Below are 23,638 nucleotides of genomic sequence, written 5' to 3'. Positions count from 1 at the left end.
TCCATTCCCTTATTTATTTATCATATCAAAAGAATTTCTAACTCTATTTATATTAATTTTATCATTCACTTTTGAACCATTATCTTTATATACATATATGTAATCTTGATTTTCTGACAGTGTATTTTTTAACTCTTCTTCATGTTTACTTGTGCCAAACTCTTGATTTCTTTTATCAATAATTTCTATTGAAAATAATGGTTTTTTATCAATCTCTCCATTATCTTCAAAGAATGAAACTAATCTTATATTTGACTTATCAATATTATGTACTTTTATTTTTTTGTCATGTAGTTTACTTAAATTAATTTTAAAATTATGTGTGTAGTTATAATAAATAGTTCTTGAAGGAATTAGTTTAGCATCGTTAGCTAATTTTCCATTCCACTTATTCCATGTAATTATACTAGCCTCTTTTACACCACGATTTACTTCTTCGAATTCAATTTTTGGTATTTCTAAAATATTATCCCTATCTATATCATATGATTTATGACTATAAGTGTTCTTTGTTAACTGACTGTTGTCTGGTAATATCTTGGTAAACATACCATTTTCATAAGTCACTAATTGAGAATATGTATATCCATCATCATTTTTATATAATATTACACTTCCCTTATTATTTTTATTTAAATAACCATTTATAATATCTAATCTATCAAATGAATTAACACCATCAATCTTATCCTTACTATTAAATATAATTTTTCTATCTGCATATGACATATTAGCTATTATCATTTGATAAGTATCAATATTATATAATAAAGCAAGACATATTTCCTTGTTATCTCTACCATATTTAAAGTAATTTAACCTTATGGAATATAAGGAGCTATTATACTCTGCCAACTTCTTTATAGAATTTCCATCCTTTTTATAGATATAAATATTCTCTAAACCTCTATTTTGAACCTGCATGACAATTTCTTTCTTTCCATCTGAATCCACATCCACAAAGGTTGCATACTTAATTGCATCACCAGGTATTTTAATTAATTTACTCTTGTCTTCTGATATTGTGTTATTTTCAAAAGGAAATAAGTAAACGTATACAATGCTATCTGCCTGAGAATCTGTCTCTTTTTTCTTAAAAGCTATTATATCTTTTTTTCCGTCTGAATCAAGATCCAATATATTTATTTTTCCGACTTTATCACTACTTTGTGGCATTGTAAAAGTTGTATCCATAGAAGTATAATTTCTGATTTTGTCGTAAATTAGTTTATTATCTTTATCCATAACTGGAACTTCTACTAACTTTTCAGGTGATTTTAAAGAACTTGTTTTACATCCTACCAATAAAAATGAACACATAAATATTAAAGTCAAAGCAAGTATTATTCTTTTTATTTTTAACAAGTTAACATCTCCTTACTTATCTATTCTAGGTGGTCTAGGTCCTAGATATTGGTAATAGTTAGTTTTTAACATTCCATTATATAATTTTCTTTTTCTAGGTGCATCTTGACCAAACTCATACTCGAAATTCTCATATGAAGTAATTAAAAAATAAGACCAATTTTTAAGTTTTCTAAATGTATAGCCTAATTCTTTATACAATATTTTTATTGATTCTTCATCCTCTAAACGTTCTCCATAAGGTGGGTTTGTTATAATTATTCCATATTCTTCATCAGAGTGAAAATCTCTAGCATCTCCAACTTCAAATTTTATGTAGCTTTCAACTCCTGCTATTTCGGCATTTTCTCTAGCTATTTCGACTGCTTGTGGATCTATATCGTATCCATAAATAATAAAATCTTCCTTATCATTTAATAAATCAAATGCCTCTCTTCTTATGTCCCACCATATTTTTTTATCAATAGTTCTCCATTTTTCAGATATAAATTCCCTATTTATTCCAGGTGCCATGTTCACTCCTATCATCGCTGCTTCAATTAATATAGTTCCTGAGCCGCACATAGGATCAACTAACAATCTACCCGGTTTCCATGGTGTAAGGTGCACAAGACCTGCAGCTATAGTTTCTCTAATAGGTGCTTTTACTGAATGCTCTTTATATCCTCTCTTATATAGAGATATACCTGATGTGTCGATTGATACAACTACCTTATCCTTGTGTATAAACACATATATAGGATATTTTTCTTTATCTTCTTTTAGCATTCCACTTTCCATATACTTTTCTTTTAGAGAATCTACAATAGCCTTTTTAACTATAGATTGTATATCGGGTGTAGAAAACAATTTTGATTTTATTGAAGAAGCTTTTGCCACTGGAAATTTCGCTCCATAAGGTATATATATTGACCAGTCAATTCTTCTAACATTATCATACAATTCTTCAAAAGAGCTTGCCTTAAATTCTGCGACTTTTAAGTTTACTCTTTCTGCACATCTAAGCCACATATTAGCTCTTGCTATACCATATTCATCAGTCCTGTATGTAATCCTGCCATCTTCTGTTTTTTCTATTTCAAAACCTAAATTTTTAATTTCATTAGCCAACATTTTTTCCAATCCGAAAAAACAAGGCGATATTAAAGTGTACTTTTTATTCATCAAATCTCCCCATATTTTTATTATCTTTTATCTGTTGCAATTTGCAACATTTTATTTTTTAACTCATCTTCTAAACGTTTAATTTCCATTTCTGCGTCTTTTCTCTTTTGACTGCCTTCTGACTGTATTTTCATCACTTCATCTAGACTTGTGATTAAAGTCTGATTTGTATGTCTAATTGTTTCTATATCTACAATACCTCTTTCGGATTCTTTTGCTGCTTCGATTGAAGCCATTTTTAATGTATCTGCATTAGATTTTAATAATTCATTTGTTATATTAGATACTGCTTGTTGAGTCTTGATTGCTTCATTAGATCTTTGAACTCCTAGTGCTAGCACCATTTGATTTTTCCATAGCGGTATAGTATTTACAATAGTAGATTGTATTTTTTCAATCATTTCTGTATTATTGTTCTGAACCATTCTAATTTGGGGTGCTGTTTGAATAGATATCATCTTTGAAAGTTCAAGATCATGCAATTTCTTTTCAAATCTATTTATCTGAGTGTTTAAGTCATTAAGATTCTGTACATCTTCTGGAGAGTTACTCATATTAGCTTTTGTAGCCAACTGAGGTAAATCATTAGACTTTATTTGCTGTAATTTTTGCTTACCAGCTAAAATATACATAGATATTTCCTTATAATAATTTTTATTCATATCATACATTTGATCAAGCATAGCAACATCTTTCATGAGATTTACCTGTTGTTTTTCAAGAGATCGAACTATATTATTGACATTTGTTTCTGCCTTATCATAGTTAGCCTTTAACATCTGTGCTTTTTTAGGAGCCTTATTTAAAAAAGAAAAAATTCCTTTTTTATCCCCAGTAATACTAAAATCTTTTAATTCAACTACTAAAGAAGAGATTAATGATCCTATTTCTCCCATATCCTTAGTTTTTATAGTTGAAAGTGTCTGATCAGAAAAATTAGACATCTTCTTTTGTACACCAGATCCATACTCTAGTATTTGCTGTGAATTTCTTATATCTATTTGCTGAGAAAAATTATCTACCATTTGTTTTTCTTCTGTTGTTAATGCTACTTGCTCAATCTTTTCTTCTATAAATGGCTGTGCTTGTAAATCATTGATATTTACATCATTAGTTGGATTTGTATCTAAAGTCAATTTTATCTTATTTTCGTCCATATTTTCCGGAAAAACCTTTTAGATTTTTCTTCCTCCTTTATTTTAATAATTTTATTTAATGTATGTTTATAACTATTTTATAACTTTTTCAAACTCTTTATTAGTTTTTAATCCATCCTGAGTTAACATTGTATTTAAAACTGATATATCAGCATTTATATCCATATTATTTATTGAAGTAATTTGTTCAAATAAGTTTTTATATGCTAAGTTTAAAGCTATGAAAGCTGAATGTATATTTTCCTTTGATTCCTTATCTGCTTGTGTCTCTACACCATTATTATCTAACTCATCATATGAAGCCAAAAGTTTTGTAGTAGTTGGCAAATAATAATTTACAAATCTATCTACATACTTAAGAGATTCAGGTTTTAACTTCAAATATTCTTTAATTTTAATAGTATTTTCAGAAAGCATATCCACTTCATTATTTACTTCAACTCTGTCAAACTTTCCTTTGTATTTATTAATATCATTTATTTGCTTTTCACAAGTAGAGATTACATCATATAAATCCCTATTGCTTTTAATCTTTTCTTCCTCTTCCATATTTTTATATTTCAAAGTTTGTGCATGAAGATATTGTTCATATGTATTATTATCTGTAATTAATATTGTGTCATCTTCTACTAAATGTCCTTCAATTAAATTACCATCATTAATCATCTTTTTTAAATCTTTCATCATAACTTTCATATCAATATTAGATTTTCTTCTTAATTCTTTTATTTCAGTAAAACCACTCATATTTAGCTTTGAAATGTACTTATCAAATCTAGATATGTATGCCATTTTTTTTGAAAAATAGATACCTACTAAAAATAGAATAGAAGCTATTGTGATAGATATAATTAAGTTGATACCACTACTTATTCCGACCAATCCAAAAACTAATGATACAAGCATTATTAGAGCTCCTAATGAAAAAGAAGCTATAGTTCCTACTAGAAATTTAACAAATCCACTAGGTCTAATTACATATTTTTCCAATAAAGATTGATTATTCTTTAGTCTTTGATTTTTAAACATAGCTTTAGTCGTAAAATCTTTATACGACATTTTCCAATCTGTATTTTTAGCTTTTTCATATCCATTCCTGACTATATCATTTCTTGTTTTTACAAAATCACTTGCATTCAACATATTTAATATTTTTGAACGCTCTGCCTCTTTGAAAGCAAAATCTATTGTTTTTTGTATTGTCTCATTTAAATCTTTCTGCATTTTATCACCTCGTCTTATTAAACATAATACGCCTATATTAATATTATTATAACATACAATACTTACTGAAATCTAAAAAAATAAGAATGTCATGCTATTATAATCTATGTAAATTCTATTGGCAATTCACTTTATTATGTTTTAAATGTTTTAATTTTTTTAATGCTATTAAAAAACTGAGGTGTATAAAAATCTTTATGAAAGTCCTTTATATGCCTCAGTTTTTATTATTGTTTATAAAATTATATATGCTATATAAAATTTTATTTTATGCATTTTTTTAAAATAGTTAACAAAATTATCTATATCATTATTATCTATATTCATTTAAAAATTCTAAAGCTTGATCAAATTTATATCTATAATGTCCTTTTACATGTGCATCTGAACCCAGAGTATATAAATTGCCACCTAATTCTTTATAAATTGGTAAAATAAATTTATAAACATCTAAATTCCCATAATCAAACATAGATCTAGTATTTAACTCCAAGGCAATATTAGATTTTATTATATTTCTTAGTACCTTTTCAAACTTATCTTTAAATTCCTCCAATAAAAAACTATCATATTCTATAACTCTAAACCCATAATCTATATGTGCTAAAATATCTACATTAGTGAATTTTTCTGTAGCATCTACTAAACATTCCATATACTCATTTACAACATCTCTTGGCTTTTTTTCTTTCATTGATTGATTCATAAAGCAATATCTACCATTTTGATGAACAGATAAAAGTTTATAGTCAAACTTTTTATCTTCTAAATATTTATTAATTTGATTCAAACTTTGTCTGGTATAGCCTATTTCTATACCTTTTAATAATCTACCATCGTTTAATTTATTCAATTCATCCCATTTATTTGTATAAGTATAGTAATCTAGAACATCATCTGCTTTTGAATCATAAAAATCTAAATGTTCGGTAGTAACAACATATCCATCTGTAAGTCTTAAATATTCCTCAACTTTTTCTTTACTATCTGGAGAAAACTCAGTATGACAATGTGTATCTACTAAACCTGGTTCCATTAATTTCATTATTTTTCACCTCTTTGTGTAATTATACCCAAAATTAGTTAAAAGTTATATAAAAATTAGAGGGTGAACCTCACCCTCTAATAAATCTTACTTAACATCTTCTGATACTATTATACCATCTTGTATATTTATTATTTTATCTGCCACTTCCTTTGAAAATGTATAATCGTGAGTTATTATTAATATGGCTAATCCTCTTTGTTTTAGCTTTTTAATTATTGATTGTACATTTTCAATATTGTCTTTATCAAGAGCTGATGTTGGCTCATCAAAACAAAGTACTTTCGGCATTAGAGCACAAGATCTTGCTATTGCTACTCTTTGCTGCTGACCACCTGAAAGTTGATATGGATAATAATTTTTTTTATCCAACATATCAACTGTTTCTAACAAATCAAGTGCAATTTTTTCAGCCTCATCTTTTGTTTTTCCAAATATATTTATCGGTGAAATAGTAATATTCTCCATAACTGTAAGATGTGGAAATAGATTAAAATTTTGGAACACCATACCTATTTGACCTCTATAGTCATTTATACTTGCTCCACTTCTAATCTCTTTTTCATCTATTATTATTTCTCCACTATCAAATTTTTCTAATCCATTTAAACATCTAATTAGTGTAGTCTTACCAGCCCCTGATTTTCCCAGTACTACCCCTATTTGCCCTGACTTAACTTCAAAAGAAATCCCTTTTAAAACCTCTACGCCATTAAAACTTTTTCTTAAATCTACTACTTTTAACATATTAGCCCCCTATCTATAGTATGAATACTTCTTCTCTAAATAAGAGAACAACTGAGTCAATATTGCTGTCATTGCTAAGTAAATAATAGCCGCATATACAAATGGCATTAAACTAGCTTCTCTATTACTAGCTGCTGTAGCAAGTCTCAATAAATCATTCAATCCTAATATATAAACAAGAGAACTATCTTTAACAAGATTAATAAATTCATTTGATATTGGAGGTAATACTCTTTTAATTACCTGAGGTAGTATGATTTTCTTATACATCCTACTTTTATCAAAACCCAATACTTTGGCTGCTTCAAATTGTCCTTTATCAATTGATTCAAGGCCGGATCTGAATATTTCTGCATAATATGCTGCATAGTTTATAGAGAATGCAATAATAGCTATTGGCATCTGTGCAAAAACTAATTTATCGCTTATAAGTGGTAGACCATAATATAAAAACATCATCTGAAGAAGTAAAGGACTCCCCCTCATAATCCATATATATAGGCTTGTTGCGTTTCTAGCTATTTTATTTTTTGATATTCTCAATAAAGCAACTCCCAAGCCTAAGGGTATTGAAAATATTGTTGTTAGAAAAAATATTTCTAATACTATTTTTACTCCTTCAATCATCGTATCCTCCCTATAAGTGATTATTTAAACCACTTCTCTTCTATCTTCTTGAATGTACCATCATCTTTCATTTCTTTTAAAGTCTTATTTAACTTATCCCTTAATTCCTTATCTTCTTTTCTGAAGCCTACGCCATATTGCTCACTTCCAAGATCACCTTCAAGTATTTTATATTTATCTTCTCCTCTTTGCTTTATATAATATTTTAATAATACTTCATCGCCAACTATAGCCTTTACTCTTCCTATTTCTAAATCCCTAAGAGCCTTATCATATGTATCATATGTTGTGGCTTTTTTATCTTTTATCATATCTGTAAAAGCCTTATCAGCTTCAATAGCTTCGAGTCCTGACGAAGCAGCTTGTGTTCCGACTATCTGTCCCTTTAAATCGTCTTTTTTATTAAAAGATTCCTTACTCATAGTAATTATTATCTGCTTATTATCTAAATATGGATCTGTGAAATTAACTTGCTTTTTTCTTTCTTCAGTTATTGAATATCCATTCCATAACACATCAACATTTTTATTTTTTAATGATTGTTCTTTCATTGACCAATCAATATTCTCAAACTTAGGTGTCATGCCCATTCTCTTAAAAGCTTCCTTTGCAAGATCAATATCAAAACCTACTATTTGATTTTTATCGTCTAAAAATCCCATTGGAACAAAAGTATTATCAAATCCAACTACAATTACTTTTCCATTTTTAGAATCTGATTTGTTATCATTTTTTTCAGAACATGCACTTACACCAGCTGCCACTATTAAAGCTACTATCATAAAACTTAATTTTTTTAAAATTCCTTTTTTCATAATTAACCTCCGTCTTAAGTAAAATAAATTTAAATTTTTTAACCTGCTACAAAAATATTTCACGTGAATCTAAGAATAGGTTGATCAGACCTATTTGGTCTAGAGGATAAAAATAAAAAAACTCCCATCCTCTGACACTGTCAGAGGACGAGAGTAAAATAATCTACTTCGTGTTCCCACCTCTATTCATCAATACCTCACGATATTGACCTCATCAGGTACAATTTCTATACCCTAGCACTGTAACGGGTGCACCCGTGGTAGCCTACTTACTTTCGGTACCCAACTCTAAGATGTGTTCAACATTTTCATTATATCAATTTTCACCAAACATCGACTCTCTGAATAAATTCAATGCTTACTATTTCTTTTCTTTGTTTTTATTTATTGCGTTAAAGTTATTTTAAACTAGCACGTCTGCCTTGTCAATAGCTTTTTATAATTTTCTGAACTTTTGTCCATAATTTTTAATGATTTTAATATTATATATATTCACTATTAATTTAAATTAATATATTCAGATAATTATTTATTCTATTTACTCTTTGGATTTATTTTGCTATTCCAAGGTACTAAAGACACATCACCAAAGAAATATGATTCAAATCTGTTAGAATATTCTCCTTTATAGTTAATCATATATAGTAAAATCAATTCTATAAAATTTATACCTATAAGAGTTATATTCCACATATCTTCAAATTCAAATTCCAAATTTCTTTTAGATTTACTAGGATGTACTACAGTATTTCTGAAATATGTAATTAAATCGACTGAATCCTTGTATTTATTTGTAATTGACTTATTTAAATTTAAAACACCTGGAATACTATAATCAATTTTACAAATTTCTAATAACTTCCTTATATTTTGATTAGAAGGGTGCAAATCATACTCTAAATCGCTATAAATGTTTTCATTTTCTACTAATACTATATATGACAACATCTCAAGGGCCGTTTGTATTGTTATAATATTATTTCTTATGTTTAATCCATTTACAGCTTCAATATACCAATCCAATATGCTTGCCACTATATCAAAATAGTATACTTCTTCCAATTTTTTACACATAAGCGTTAGATATTTTTCAAAATTATAGAAATTTGATATTGTACTAGTCCAATTGAATACAAATTTATATTCACTAGTGTCCATAATATACCAAGATCTATATATTTCTTTTTCATTTTCATATCCATACGCATTGGATATTGATACATATCTACCTGCAGCAAATGTAAGAGCAAGAGATGTCCTTTCAAGTATAGAGTCAATCTTTTTAGTTTTAAAAGGCTTATTATCTATTCTGTTTATAATACCTGTATGTGTAATAGCACTAGCAGAATGTCTAATTAATTCCTCTTTTAAATATTTATTAAAATTGTAATTTTTATCTATAGTTATTTTATAATCATTTAATTCAAACTCAATTCTGCCAGCATATAATCCGTTTTTTCCATCCACTAATCTTGCAGGTATTTTATCCATATTCACAATATCAAATTTTATATAATCGACTTGTGTATCCTTTGATTTTATTATCCTATCATTTACATATCCATAAATGATATTATTTCTAATAGACACAATTTGTGCATCTATCATTTTATATCCGACAATTTCTAGTTCCACATTATCATAAAATAGCCCTTCTAATTGTTCAATATTTTGTTCAGCCTCTATTTGACCTGTAAAATAAATGGACATAGGATCTGTTATTTTTTGCATAATAGACCCTGTGCATTTTATTATTGAGTTGGTATAAAGGCAAAACTTACCTTTATATATCAATAAATCTTCATTTATTTTGTAATTATCGTTATTTGATACGATATTCTCCATTTAACTTTCTCCTATAAACCACTTGATTTTGCATTTAAATCTATTGGTTTAAATCTGTCTTGACCAGTAGGACCTATATTAGAATTATTCATTTCAGAAAAAGCTGTTGCCAACATTAGCTTAATTCTATTTAGCTGATTTACAGACGTTGCAGATGCATCATAGTCAATAGGTATAATATTCGCCTTTGGGTATTCTCTTTTAATACCTTTTATTGCTCCTTTACCTATTATATGATTTGGTAAACATCCAAATGGTTGCATACATACTATGTTGTTACATCCAGTTTGGATAAGCTCTAACATTTCTCCTGGTAGTAACCAACCTTCACCTGTTTGATTTCCTAGAGACACAAATCTTTTTGTATATTCTGCTACATCTGAAATCTTATGTGGGACTTCAAATCGTTTACTTTTTCTAAGAGCATCATAATATGACTTTTGATAAGTTTCTACAATCTTTACTATAAATTTACTACTTATTTTAGCCTTTAATCCACCTTCTAATTTTTCATGCTTATAAAGATTATTATAAGCACAGCATAAGAAAAAGTTCATTAGATCTGGTACTACAGCCTCTGCTCCCTCTCTTTCAAGAGTTGAAATTAAATCATTATTAGCTATAGGGCTAAACTTAACAAGTATCTCACCAACCAATCCAACCCTTGGTTTAACTTTATCAGTAATTTCTAGGCTATCGAACTCTTTTACTATTCCATAAATATTTCTATTAAAAGTTCTTATATTGCCACTATTAAGTGACTCTTTACATTCGTTTGTCCATTTCTCATATAACTTATTAGCACTTCCAGGAATCTTTTCATAAGGTCTAACCCTTAAAAGCACTTTCATCAATAAATCTCCATAAATCAGACCCATCATCAATTTATTTAATATCTTTAAGTTTATATGATCAAGGAAGCCATTATCTTCGACACCTTGAGCACTAACTGATACTACTGGAACATTTGAAAAACCTGCTGCCTTTAAAGCTTTTCTTAAAAATGCTATATAATTTGTAGCTCTACATCCTCCACCGGTTTGACTCATTAAGACAGTTGTTTTATCTAAATCATATTCACCAGATTTTAATGCGTATATTATTTGTCCAATAACTATTATAGCAGGATAACATGCATCATTGTTAACATATCTTAAACCTTCATCAATTATTTCAGAAGATTTATTGTTAAGTACTACTGCCCTAAGTCCAGAATCTCTTAATGATTTCTCAATAAATTGAAACTGTACGGGAGCCATTTGTGGTATAAGTAAAGTGTGTGTATCATTTAATCTAGTATTCTTTTCATATTTTATTATTTTATCTTCATGTCTACTTAAATTTTCCGAGTATTGAGCTCTTTCATTAATAGCAGCTTTTAGGGATCTAAGTCTAATTTTAGCTGCACCCAAATTATTTCCCTCATCTATTTTAATTACAGTATGTATCTTTGATTTTTCATTTAATATTTCTTCAACTTGCTCTGTTGTAACAGCATCAAGTCCACATCCAAATGAATTAAGTTGTACCATTTCAAAATTCTGTCTATTCCTACAAAATTCTGCAGCCTTATATAGCCTAGAATGATATACCCACTGATCAACTACTCTTAGAGGATTAACTCTTTGAGCTAAGTGACATACTGAATCCTCTGTTAATACAGCCATGCCTAAGGAATTGATTAATTCAGGTATACCATGATTAATTTCAGGATCTAGATGATAAGGTCTACCTGATAAAATTATTGCTTTTAAATTTTCTTTTTCAACCCTTTTTACTGATTCTTCACCTTTTTTTCTAATTTCCTCTTTAAATAAATTATATTCTTTTGTTGCCAAATCTACAGCTTCATTTACTTCATGTTGCGTTAAATCTTCAAAAAAATATTTCATTGCTGAATATACTCTCTTCTTTAATTTTTCTTTGTTATTCATAGAAATAAAGAAGTTAATATATTTTATATTATTTTCTTCCAAAGAATCCATATTGGATTTTATTACTTCTGGATAGGACGTGACTACTGGACAATTAAAGTGGTTATCTGCATTTTTATCTTCTTTAAATTCATGTGTTATAGATGGATAAAATATTGTATTTATACCCATCTCTATAAGAGATTCAATATGACCATGAACCAACTTTGCTGGATAACATACTGTATCTGAAGCTATAGAACTAATTCCCTTTTCAAAAACCTTTTTGCTAGATTTTCCTGATAATATTACTGAAAATCCTAAATGCGTCAAGAATGGATGCCAGAATGGATAATTTTCATACATATTAAGAACTCTTGGTACTCCAATTACACCTCTTTTAGCATCTTTAGGTTCTAAAGATTTATATTTAAATAACCTTTCATATTTATATTTATATAAATTTATTTTATCATTATCTTTTATTATTTCTTTTTTGGTGTAAATCGCTTCTCCTACCTCACATCTGTTACCGGACACGAATATTTCTGATTCAGAAAATTTATTAATTGTAAGCAAACATTTGTTGGAACATCCCTTGCACCTTGCTACACTAGACTCCACTTTTATATCATTTAATTGTTCTAAAGATATTGTATTTGTTTTAATACCTTTGTATTTTTCTTTTGATATAAGAGCACAACCAAAGGCTCCCATTAAACCTGCTATATCGGGTCTAGTAACTTCCTTATCCGCAAGTATTTCAAATGCTCTAAGTACTAACTCATTATAAAAAGTACCTCCCTGAACTACTACATGCTCTCCCAATTCACTAATATCTCTAAGCTTTACAACCTTGAATAAAGCATTTTTTACTACTGAGAAAGCTAAACCTGCAGAAATATCAGCTACTGTTGCGCCTTCTTTTTGTGCTTGTTTTACTCTAGAATTCATAAAAACGGTACATCTAGAACCTAAGTCTACAGGGTTTTCTGAATCTATGCCTACTTTTGCAAAATCCTTTATATCCATGTGTAATGATTTGGCAAAAGATTCTATAAATGAACCACATCCTGAAGAACATGCCTCATTTAATATAATTTGGTCAATTACTCCATTCTTTATTTTTAGACACTTCATATCCTGACCGCCAATATCCAGTATGAAATCTACTTTTGGATCAAAATATTTAGCAGCTTTATAATGGGCTATCGTTTCAATTTCTCCGTTGTCTATTCTTAAAGCCTTTTTAATTAAATCTTCTCCATATCCAGTAACTGTAGAATTTGCTATATAACAACCCTCTGGCATTATAGCATATATATTTTTCAATATTTTTATAGACATATCAAGGGGACTACCTTCATTACTTCCATAGTGAGTAAATAGTATATCTCCATCTTCACTAATAAGTACAGCTTTTGTAGTAGTAGAACCCGCATCAAGACCTAAAAAGCACTTTCCTATATATGTACTTATATCTCTTTTTTTTACACTATCCTTTGAATGTCTATTTACAAAATTTTTATAATCATCATTTGTTTGAAATAATGGACTTATTTTCTCATCATTTGCATCTTCAAGACTATCTATATCATTTATTTTAACTATTAACTTAGATATTTCCATCATCTGTTCATCTTCAGCAAGCATCGCTGCCCCTAGAGCAACATATAATTGTGCATTTTCTGGAAAAATAACATCTTCTTCTTTTAAATTAAGTACATTCTTAAACTGTTTTCTTAATTCAGATAAGAAAAATAAAGGACCACCTAAAAAACCTACCTTACCTTCAATCTTTCTACCACAAGAAAGTACACTGACAGTCTGTACAACAACAGCATTAAAAATACTCATAGCTATATCTTCTTTTCTTGCTCCATCATTTATTAATGGTTGAATATCTGTCTTTGCAAAAACACCACATCTAGAAGCTATCGGATATATAACTTTATAATCTTTTGCAAGTTCATTAAGACCAGCGGCATCTGTCTTTAATAATGAGGCCATCTGATCAATAAAAGCTCCTGTACCACCTGCACAAATACCATTCATTCTTTGATCGATACCACCACTTAAAAAAGTCACTTTAGCATCTTCACCACCTAGCTCAATTACAACATCAGTGTCAGGATTATATGTATTTATTGCTTTTGTACTAGAAATTACTTCCTGTTCAAATTTAACATTGATTTTTCTTGATAAACCTATTCCCCCTGAACCTGTTATTACAGTCTTCAATTTAATATCTCCAAGTTTTTTATAAACATCTTTTAACTGATTACAAACGGCCTTTTTTACATCAGAAAAGTGTCTTTTGTATTCCTTATATATCAATTCATTTTCATCGGATAGAAGAGCTAATTTTACAGTCGTAGATCCAACATCTATTCCTAATTTATAGACTCCTTTCATAATGTTACCTCCTAAATAATAATCACACTAGCAACGTACAGCATAGTGTACGTACTTATATTATATACCAAAATATACGATTATCTAAGCTGTAATAAAGCTATAGTAATAAAAATCAAGTATAGTTCAAATTAGTTCATATTAAATTCATATATATTAAAATTTAATAAAATTTACATATAAAATAAGAACAGATCAATCGATAAGCTGTTCTTATAATTTCATGCTTTATTTCAAAATTTTTGCTATAACTTTACTCAATCCCATTGGATTGTCCCATGCCATATTATGTCCTGCACCACTCACTACATACATATTTATCCCATGATTTTTTAAGGTAATATAATTGTCATTAGGCAGAGAATATTCGCCATATAAATAAGATTTTTTAATCGGTAAATCATAAAACATTTGTCTCCAAGACATATAGCTTCCCAACTTAGCATTTTGTGATATTCTATATATTGCCTCAGGTAGACATTTGGAAAGTGTAGTTGACCACATAGTATTTCCCTTTTCAAAACTCCTATTAACCATATAATCAAAACCATATTCTACAAAATCTTCCTCTTCATAAGAAGCAACTTTATAACTTGTCATATCTTTAGTGCTTGGGTCTAAATTCCCTTCAGCCAAAATTAACTGGCTTACATTGTTGGTACACATATTCGCAAGTTCAATTGCTACAGCACCTCCAAGACTATGACCAAATATTACAAAATCCTTTAGTTTCAGGTGTTTTACAAAATCTGAAAGATATTTGGCATGTGGTTTCACTTTAAAGTTAAAATGAAGAGGTCCATCGCTATAACCAGCTCCCAATAAATCTACAAATATCAGCCTATAATTTTTCAAATCATTTTCTAATACCATTTGAGGAAAATCAAAAGAACCAGCACATCCAAGACCATGAATAAAAATAATTGCTTTATCTCCTTTTAATGAATCGTGGTATCTCATATGTGCATCTAAGTATTTTATATAATATTCAAACATAGTGACCTCCTAATATCTTCTTTATTAAATATTATACACATTTATTAAAGAATAATTCAAAATTTTCAACTTTTTGTATTTTGTAATATTTTTGTTATTATTTTCAAATAATAAAAGCCTAAAACTAAGTATATACTTAATTTTAGGCTTTGCATGTGCTTTACTTACATATTAGAAATTATATCTAATAATTTTTTTACATTTTCTTTTTCAGTTCCCCATGAAGTACAAAATCTAACTGCATCTGAGTTTTCATCTACCTTTTCCTCAAAATTAAATCCTACATCATTTTTCTTAAAATGTTCTTGCTGTTTTTTATTTAAAATTGGGAACTGTTGGTTTGTATATGAATTTGCTATGAATTTAATACCCTTATCTATGAACGCCTGTCTAATTTGGTGTGCATATTTTACAGCATCTTTTGACTTTTCTATATAATTATTATCTGTAAATAAGTAATCAAATTGTAAACCCAATAATCTACCTTTTGCTAGAACTGCTCCTTGGCGCTTACAAGCAATATTAAATCCTTTATTGTATTTATAATTTGTAAATGCTACTGCTTCTCCGAACATTGAACCACACTTTGTTCCACCAATATAGAATACATCCGTATATTTTGCTAAATCTTCTAATGTAATATCATTTTCATCACATGCTAGTGCATAAGATAGTCTAGCACCATCTACATATAATGGAATATCATACTTTTCACATATTGATTTAATCTTTATTAATTCATCCTTAGTATATAAGGCTCCTCTTTCTGTAGGATGTGATATATATACTCCACCTGGTTGTGCTCTATGCCAGTCACCTAAAGCAAAAAATTCTTCTAAATACTTTTCTATTACGTCTGGGTATATTTTCGCTTCATCATCCTTAATTTTATCATTGTTAGATAATGTTATAACCTTATGTCCTGCACCCTCAATAGCACCAGCTTCATGAACATTTAAATGACCCAATATAGGACAAATTATTCCTTGATATGGTTTAAGTATAGTGTCTATAACTACCATATTTGTCTGTGTACCACCTACCAAGTAATGAACATCTAAGTAATCTACATTGCAAGCTTTTTTTATCTTTTCATTAGCCTGTTCACAATATGGATCTATTCTATATCCACTTGTTTCTTCCATATTTGTATTACCCATTAAATCCAAAATCTCAGGTAAGCACCCCTTTAAATAATCATTTTCAAATCTTAACATACTTTACCTCCGTCTAAATATATAATTATATTAACATAATATTCTTAAAAAATACACCTTTTTTATTAAAAGTTTTTTTATTGTGTTTTATATGCATTTTATATATTTGATTTTCTTATTTTTATTAAAATTAACTATCAATTACATTAACAATTTATTAATACCCCAATTTTGTATTTTTCTTCATAATTTGATATACTTATTAATATATTTTGGAGGTAATTATGGCAATTAAAATAAATAATAAATCATCTAAACCTGATAATATTGTAGTTAAGGAAAATGATACTATTGAAAAATGTATGCAATTAGAAAAAGAATTACCCAATTTTATGAGAGATTATTTTATATATCTTCGAGGTGCTGTGGCAACTTCTTCAAGATATGCATATTTAAATGACATAAAATTTTTTTGTAGCTATTTAATAGAATCAGATTTATATACTCGTGCAGAAAATATCAAAGATATCAGTTTAGAAGAATTTGAAGGAATCAGTTCAAGGGATATAAATTTATTTATCGGAGACTATTGTAATAGATATTACAAACTGAAGGCAAACGACAAAGTTTTATACGAAAATAACAATAAATCACTTTCCAGAAAAAAATCTTCATTATCTACTCTTTTCAAGTTTCTTTTTCGAAATGGACAGATAGAAAATGATATAACTGGAGGATTTAATCCAATAAAACTACCAAAACCTCAACCGGATGCTATTAAAAGACTAGAAATTGACGAAGTTTCTATAATGTTAGAGGCTGTTGAAAATGGAACCGGACTTACAGACAAAGAAAAAGATTACTGGTTAAAGACAAAACTTAGAGATAGAGCCATTTTAATCTTATTTGTGACTTATGGTTTGAGACTCAATGAACTTAGAGAGCTTAATATATCATCTTTTAATTTTTCTAGAGGTGAATTTATGATCTATAGAAAAAGAGGCAAAGAAGTATTGATGCCTATAAATGAAGCCTGCGAAAAAGTTATAAAAGAATATCTTGAATTTGAAAGACCAAAAAAAGATAAAATACAAGAGGAACATCAAGATGCCTTATTCTTATCACTTCAAAAGAAAAGAATGACAGCAAGATCAATTAGAGAATTAGTAAAAAAATATACTTCTATAGGTATGAATACTCCTCGTTCAAAAGGATATAGTCCCCATAAGCTAAGAGCGACTGCTGCTACTTCCCTAATAGAAACAGGTTTTTCTATATATGATGTTCAAAACCTAATGGATCACGATAACGTAACCACTACTCAATTATATGCTGCACACAGAAAAAATTTAAAACGTGATATAGTAGAAAATTTTGATTGGTTAGATGATGATAAGATTTTAGGCAAAAAATAAACATTGTAAGCTAACATTAAAATTAAATTCCTAGCACTTATTGAACGTGTGTTCTGTATATGTTATAATAAGAATAAGAATTTTTTTTGGAGGTAGGAAATGTACGAAGATTTAAAACCAAAGCAATTAGCAGTACTACAATTTTTAAAGGAACACTCAGGAAGATTTGGATATCCACCTTCCGTTAGAGAAATATGTTCACATTTAGATATTAAGTCCACTTCTACTGTTTTTGCTATATTAAATCATTTAGAGAAAAAAACTTATATCAGGAGAGATCCTACAAAGCCAAGGGCGATTGAAATATTGGATCCAAGCTTTTCCAACTCTTCAAACCTTAACTACAATCCAGAAATTATTCAACTTCCTTTAGTGGGTAGAATTGCTGCTGGACAACCAATTCTAGCTGAAGAAAATATAGAAGAATATATGTCACTTCCGTCATCTCATATAAAAGGTAAAGACTGTTTTATGTTAAGAGTTAGTGGTGATAGTATGGTAAATGCAGGTATATTTGATAAGGATTATATAATCGTAGATTCTTCTGTGAAGAATCCATCGAATGGTGATATAGTAGCAGCTTTAGTAGATGAAAACGGAGCAACTGTTAAGACATTCAGAAAAAATAAGAATGATAAAAATAAAATACAACTAATACCAGAAAACGATAATTATGAAATAATGCAATTCCATGCAAGCCAAGTATCAATACTAGGTAGAGTAACTGGAGTATTTAGATTATTATAATGAGAATATTTACATATAAAAAGATAAACTAAGCATAGCTTAGTTTATCTTTTTATATGTAAATATATATTAATTGTAAAAGTTTCTACCATAAATTCAATATATGTTGCATTATTAAAGATACACTACTTATTCCCAACCAACAACAAAATCCCATAAAGAGTGGTTTACCACCAGTTTTTATTAATTTTATAATATTAGTGTTGAAACCTATAGAAAACATAGCCATTACTATAAAAAATTTAGAGAGTTCTTTTAAAGGCATAAACACTTCCATTCCCACTCCAAATTTTAATGATATTGTTGTGATAATACTAGCTAAAATAAAGTACAAAATAAAAGTAGGAAACACACTTCTTATTGATACTTTTTCAATATTATCAATAGTATTTTTTTTAGTTCTAAAATAAGCAATAATTAATATAATTGGAATTATTGCTAATGTTCTTGTCAACTTTACCGTTACGGCCTTATTTAAAGTTTGAGTCCCCAAATTGTAGAGACCATCCCAAGTTGAAGCCGCGGCAGTAACTGAAGATGTATCATTAATTGCTGTTCCTGCAAAAATTCCAAATGCATTTCCAGATGTGGTAGAAAAACCAAGCATATATCCTATAGTTGGAAAAATTAATGCAGCTAACACATTAAAAAAGAAAATTACTGATATGGCTTGTGATACTTCACCTTCACTAGCATCAACTACTGGTGCTGTTGCTGCAATTGCTGATCCGCCACAAATAGAAGAGCCCACTCCTACTAAAATAGATATTTTCTCTGAAATACCAAACTTTTTATATAATATATAGGATATTAACAAAGATGTAGATATTGTCAATATTATTATGGGTAATGACTCTTTCCCTGTTTGCATTACTATATTCAAATCCATACCAAATCCCAATAGAATTACAGCATATTGCAAAATTTTTTTTGATGTAAATTTTATTCCCAACTCGTATGTCTTTTTATCTTTTATAATTACTCCTACTATCATTCCAAGCAATATACCAAGCACTGCACCGCCGATTATTGGAAATATTTTACCCAGAAAATAACATGGTAAAGACATAATAAAACATAGAAAAATACCCTTTAAATTTTTATATATATAATTCATAATAAAGCACCTCATATCCTACAAGCAATTTTACTTGTAATATTTTTAATATTATAGATCACGATATCGTATGTAATTATTATAACACTAATTTATTATAAGTTATTATTATATATATTGATATATGCATAATAATAGCTTATAATAGATTTATTGAAAATTATAAAGGAGTCAAATATGCTAGATTATCGTATACTTACTTTTTTAAAAGTATGTGAACACATGAGTTTTTCCAAAGCTGCTAATGAATTACATCTGTCTCAACCTGCTGTTTCCCAGCATATAAAATATTTAGAAAACGAATATACTTGTGATCTTTTTGTTAGACATAATAAGTCCGTAATATTGACTAAAAGTGGTCAAATGCTATACCAAAATTTACAGACTATGAAAAATGATGAAGAAAAATTGAAGAAGCAATTAAAAACAATAGATAATACCAATAATATTATTAATTTTGGTGTCACACTCACTATTGGTGAATATGCTCTAGTTTCCAAATTAATTTCTTATATAAAATGTGAATCAAAAACTAATTTTAATATCTATTATAAAAATACTAACTTATTATTAAGTTACTTGAAGAATGGAAAAATAGATTTTGCAATAATTGAGGGAAAACTTGATTCAGATTTATATAATACGAGAAAAATTCAAACTGAAAAATATATAGCGGTTTGCTCAAGCACTCATGTTTTTACAAGAAAAGTTAATAGTATATATGATTTACTGGATGAAAAACTAATAGTACGTGAGAATGGCTCTGGTACTTTAGCAATTTTTGAAAGTATACTGTCTATTCAAAACCTATCACTTGATAGTTTCAGTAATAGGATTATGGTGGATAACATGCATATGATTGTAGAATTATTGAAAAATGATTGTGGTATATCATTTTTGTACAAGTCAGCAGTTAAAGAAGAATTAGAAAATGGAGTTCTGAGAGAAATTACTTTGGATAATTTTGAACTTAGCCATGAATTTTCATTTGTATGGAACAAAGGCAGTATATTTAGTGATGATTATCTGAAAATTTATGATAAACTAATAAAATAAAACAATAAAATAGGTGCAAAAAATATTAAAATATTTTCACACCTATTTTTATTATCCTTTAATTAAAATTAAACTAAATCCATACCTACTCTTAGAGCCTTTTTATTTAATTCTACAAATTTTTCTTTTACATTTTCTTCAATTATCTTATCCCAGTTTATATCTTCTAACTTCATACTTTTTATTATTGTACCTAGCAAGATAATATTCATTACTTTCAAATTACCTAATTTTTCAGCTTCTTCACTGGCATTAAATGCATACAATTTTCCTGATCTTTTCTTTATCATTTCAACTGTGTTTTCAGGATATTTGTCTTTTCCGCTCAGCACACCAATAGGATTAAATCTTACTGTATTTAAGACTACTACACCATCTTGTTTTAGATAATCTATATTTCTTAATACTTCCAATTCTTCAAATCCCATTATTATGTCAGCTTCACCTTTTGGTACTACAGGTGAAAAAACTTTATCTCCATATCTTAAATGCGTTAATACTTGACCCTCTCTTTGACTCATACCATGTACTTCACTCATTTTAACATCATAACCTGCACTCATTAGACCAATTGTCAATAGTTTACTAGCAGTTATTGTTCCTTGGCCACCTATTCCAGTTAATAAAACATTTTTAGTCATATTATTTTACCACCTTTCCTATTGCACCTACAGGACATACCTGTGCACATACACTACAACCAACACACTTATTAGGATCTATTGAAGATTTTTTAATTTCTGTCTTAAATGAAATCGCAGGACATCCAGTTTTTGTGCATTTTCTGCAGCCAATACACTTGTCTTCATCTACTTGGAATTTATCCTTGAATGATCCTGGGAAATTCTTTTTATCTTCCTCTGATTGTTTCTTAAGTGCACATGGCCACCAAGTTATTATTACTGAAGGTTCATCTAGTGCCAATGCCCAATCAAATGCTTCATTTACTTCATCTAAATTATTTGGATTTATTCTTCTTACATTTTTTACACCTATTGCTCTTACTAATGCTTCAATATCTACTTCTGTAGATATTTCTCCCTGTGCTGTAAATCCAGTTCCAGGATTTTGTTGTTGTCCTGTCATACCAGTGATTCTGTTGTCTAATATACAAGTTACCGCACTTGAGTTATTATAAACTACATCTATTAAAGATGTTATTCCTGAATGGAAGAATGTTGAATCTCCAAGTACTGATACAACTTTCATATCCTGTTCACATTCATCCATTGAAAATACCTGGGCAGCGCCATGTCCCATACTTACACTTGCACCCATGCAAAGTGTCATATCCATTGCCTTATATGGATCACCAGCAGAAAGTGTATAACATCCAATATCACCAGAAATCATAATATTTTTTCTCTTACCTAAGGTATAGAAAAATCCTCTATGCGGACATCCTGCACAGAAAGTCGGAGCACGATTTATCATAATTTCTTTTACTTCTTCATCAGGTTCAATTTTTTTACCATATACAGCTTCCCTAATTACTTCTGGTATCATTTCACCATATGAAGGGAATATATCTTTGCCGTGACATTCAATACCTAGTGCTTTTATATGTTGCTCCATAATAGGATCATTTTCTTCTATTACATAAATCTTATCAACTTTCTCCGCAAATTCTTTAAATAGTTTATCTGGAAGTGGATTTGAAAAACCTACTTTTAGATATGATGCTTCTTTACCAAACACTTCTTGCGCATATAGGTAACAGTCACCAGATGCTATTACACCTATTTTTGTATCATTATATTCAATAAAGTTCCATTTACAGTTATTTGAGTACTCTTTTAACTCCTCAAATCTCTTAAATATCAGTTGTTTTCTCACCTTTGCATTTGCAGGTACCATTACATATTTTTGTGGGTTCTTTTCCCATTTTTTAATACCTACTTCTTTTCTTTCTCCAATTTCAACTAATCCTTTTGAATGACACACACGTGTAGTCATTCTTATAAGAATTGGTGCATCATATTTTTCACTTAATTCATATGCTTCTTTTACCATTACTCTACAATCTTCACTATCTGATGGCTCAAACATTGGTACAAAAGCTGCTTTTGCCATATTTCTATTATCCTGTTCATTCTGTGAAGAAAATTGTCCTGGCTCATCAGCTGATACTATAACCAATCCACCATTGACACCTGAATAAGCTGCTGTAAAAAATGGATCAGCCGCTACATTTAATCCAACATGTTTCATAGATGCAAAGGATCTTGCTCCAGCAACACTTGCACCTATAGCTGATTCAAGAGCAACCTTTTCATTTGGAGCCCACTCTGCAAATAGATATTTTCTATCTATTTCTAGCAAATTTTCTAAAATTTCAGTACTTGGTGTACCAGGATATGCTGCTGCAAATTTAACTCCAGCCTCAAATACGCCTCTAGCAATTGCTTCATCGCCTGTCATTAATTTTTTCATAACACTACCTCCCTAGTAAAGTTTCTTATTAAACATAAATTTTTTCCAATTATAAAACGTTTGCATGCTTGTTTCAAGTGATTGGTATTTGATAATCATATTATAATTTATTTATAACACCAAGATATTTACATGTCAACATATTGTTTATTTTGTATACATTTTGCACAATTTATCAATTTATTTGTTTTTGTTTTTTTAAATTATTTTTATCTTGTATACAAGTATGTAAGTTAATTTATTTTAGCCTTTTTATTAAAAAAATTATTTTAAAAAAATTCTGATAATTTTGTAACTTTTCTACTATATTTTTTAAATTAGCTTATTATTGTTAATTTTAACTCCAAAATAATATTTTTTATGATATGAAAATTTTACAAAAAAAGATCTATTATATACT

Annotated in this window: 18 protein-coding genes and 1 other annotated feature; of the genes, 3 read left to right on the top strand and 15 right to left on the bottom strand. The window is 28.6% G+C overall.

The genetic code is table 11. The features are described 5' to 3' along the window. Positions 1 to 9: 9 nt before the first annotated feature. From O0R46_RS04600 to O0R46_RS04545, 12 genes are all read right to left on the bottom strand, one after another. Positions 10 to 1,365: a hypothetical protein gene (locus tag O0R46_RS04600; RefSeq protein ID WP_269312415.1), complete on the bottom strand. Its 1,356-nt coding sequence runs from the start codon at positions 1,363 to 1,365 to the stop codon at positions 10 to 12. Between the two features lie 12 nt (positions 1,366 to 1,377). Beyond that, positions 1,378 to 2,529, bottom strand: coding sequence for a THUMP domain-containing class I SAM-dependent RNA methyltransferase (locus tag O0R46_RS04595; RefSeq protein WP_269312414.1), 1,152 nt, complete (start codon positions 2,527 to 2,529; stop codon positions 1,378 to 1,380). Positions 2,530 to 2,549: 20 nt separating this feature from the next. Continuing rightward, a complete protein-coding gene (locus O0R46_RS04590; RefSeq protein WP_269312413.1) occupies positions 2,550 to 3,686 on the bottom strand; it encodes a toxic anion resistance protein in 1,137 nt (378 codons plus the stop codon). A gap of 72 nt (positions 3,687 to 3,758) precedes the next feature. Next, positions 3,759 to 4,910: a 5-bromo-4-chloroindolyl phosphate hydrolysis family protein gene (locus O0R46_RS04585; RefSeq protein ID WP_269312412.1), complete on the bottom strand. Its 1,152-nt coding sequence runs from the start codon at positions 4,908 to 4,910 to the stop codon at positions 3,759 to 3,761. Between the two features lie 313 nt (positions 4,911 to 5,223). Then, the gene (locus O0R46_RS04580; RefSeq protein WP_269312411.1) at positions 5,224 to 5,955 is read right to left on the bottom strand and encodes a PHP domain-containing protein; all 732 of its coding nucleotides are present in this window, start codon (positions 5,953 to 5,955) and stop codon (positions 5,224 to 5,226) included. Positions 5,956 to 6,042: 87 nt separating this feature from the next. Beyond that, entirely contained in the window at positions 6,043 to 6,702 is a 660-nt protein-coding gene (locus O0R46_RS04575; RefSeq protein ID WP_269312410.1) for an amino acid ABC transporter ATP-binding protein, read from the bottom strand. Positions 6,703 to 6,711: 9 nt separating this feature from the next. Beyond that, positions 6,712 to 7,329 (bottom strand): amino acid ABC transporter permease, encoded by a 618-nt coding sequence (locus tag O0R46_RS04570; RefSeq protein WP_269312409.1) that lies wholly within the window; start codon positions 7,327 to 7,329, stop codon positions 6,712 to 6,714. A 20-nt stretch (positions 7,330 to 7,349) separates the two neighbouring features. Continuing rightward, entirely contained in the window at positions 7,350 to 8,144 is a 795-nt protein-coding gene (locus O0R46_RS04565; protein ID WP_269312408.1) for an amino acid ABC transporter substrate-binding protein, read from the bottom strand. A gap of 140 nt (positions 8,145 to 8,284) precedes the next feature. Beyond that, positions 8,285 to 8,528, bottom strand: a binding site (T-box leader). A 150-nt stretch (positions 8,529 to 8,678) separates the two neighbouring features. Continuing rightward, complete coding sequence (locus O0R46_RS04560) at positions 8,679 to 9,989, bottom strand: YopA family protein (protein WP_269312406.1); 1,311 nt, start codon at positions 9,987 to 9,989, stop codon at positions 8,679 to 8,681. An 11-nt stretch (positions 9,990 to 10,000) separates the two neighbouring features. Continuing rightward, on the bottom strand, positions 10,001 to 14,317 hold the full coding sequence (locus tag O0R46_RS04555; protein WP_269312405.1) for a 2-hydroxyacyl-CoA dehydratase: 4,317 nt from the start codon (positions 14,315 to 14,317) through the stop codon (positions 10,001 to 10,003). A gap of 228 nt (positions 14,318 to 14,545) precedes the next feature. Next, positions 14,546 to 15,313 carry an alpha/beta hydrolase gene (locus O0R46_RS04550; RefSeq protein WP_269312404.1) on the bottom strand — a complete coding sequence of 256 codons (768 nt, stop codon included), beginning with the start codon at positions 15,311 to 15,313 and terminating at the stop codon, positions 14,546 to 14,548. 164 nt (positions 15,314 to 15,477) lie between these two features. After that, positions 15,478 to 16,530 (bottom strand): threonine aldolase family protein, encoded by a 1,053-nt coding sequence (locus O0R46_RS04545; protein ID WP_269312403.1) that lies wholly within the window; start codon positions 16,528 to 16,530, stop codon positions 15,478 to 15,480. A gap of 224 nt (positions 16,531 to 16,754) precedes the next feature. Here O0R46_RS04545 and O0R46_RS04540 point away from each other — a divergent pair, with 224 nt between their 5' ends. Both O0R46_RS04540 and lexA read left to right on the top strand, forming a co-directional pair. Next, a complete protein-coding gene (locus tag O0R46_RS04540) occupies positions 16,755 to 17,885 on the top strand; it encodes a tyrosine-type recombinase/integrase (RefSeq protein ID WP_269312402.1) in 1,131 nt (376 codons plus the stop codon). Positions 17,886 to 17,984: 99 nt separating this feature from the next. Continuing rightward, positions 17,985 to 18,632 carry a transcriptional repressor LexA gene (gene lexA / locus O0R46_RS04535; RefSeq protein ID WP_269312401.1) on the top strand — a complete coding sequence of 216 codons (648 nt, stop codon included), beginning with the start codon at positions 17,985 to 17,987 and terminating at the stop codon, positions 18,630 to 18,632. A gap of 85 nt (positions 18,633 to 18,717) precedes the next feature. Here the strand turns inward: lexA and O0R46_RS04530 are convergent, their stop codons facing one another. Beyond that, positions 18,718 to 19,749 carry a YeiH family protein gene (locus O0R46_RS04530; RefSeq protein ID WP_269312400.1) on the bottom strand — a complete coding sequence of 344 codons (1,032 nt, stop codon included), beginning with the start codon at positions 19,747 to 19,749 and terminating at the stop codon, positions 18,718 to 18,720. A 177-nt stretch (positions 19,750 to 19,926) separates the two neighbouring features. Here O0R46_RS04530 and O0R46_RS04525 point away from each other — a divergent pair, with 177 nt between their 5' ends. Next, positions 19,927 to 20,805, top strand: a complete 879-nt coding sequence (locus O0R46_RS04525) for a LysR family transcriptional regulator (RefSeq protein ID WP_269312399.1) — start codon at positions 19,927 to 19,929, stop codon at positions 20,803 to 20,805. A gap of 68 nt (positions 20,806 to 20,873) precedes the next feature. Here the strand turns inward: O0R46_RS04525 and O0R46_RS04520 are convergent, their stop codons facing one another. Next, positions 20,874 to 21,446 (bottom strand): indolepyruvate oxidoreductase subunit beta, encoded by a 573-nt coding sequence (locus O0R46_RS04520; protein WP_269312398.1) that lies wholly within the window; start codon positions 21,444 to 21,446, stop codon positions 20,874 to 20,876. Between the two features lies 1 nt (position 21,447). Continuing rightward, a complete protein-coding gene (iorA, locus tag O0R46_RS04515; protein ID WP_269312397.1) occupies positions 21,448 to 23,238 on the bottom strand; it encodes an indolepyruvate ferredoxin oxidoreductase subunit alpha in 1,791 nt (596 codons plus the stop codon). Positions 23,239 to 23,638 lie beyond the last annotated feature (400 nt).

The sequence above is a fragment of the Peptostreptococcus equinus genome (genome assembly GCF_027125355.1).
Taxonomy (GTDB): Bacteria; Bacillota; Clostridia; order Peptostreptococcales; family Peptostreptococcaceae; genus Peptostreptococcus; species Peptostreptococcus equinus.
This window is presented reverse-complemented; position numbering and strand designations above follow the sequence as displayed.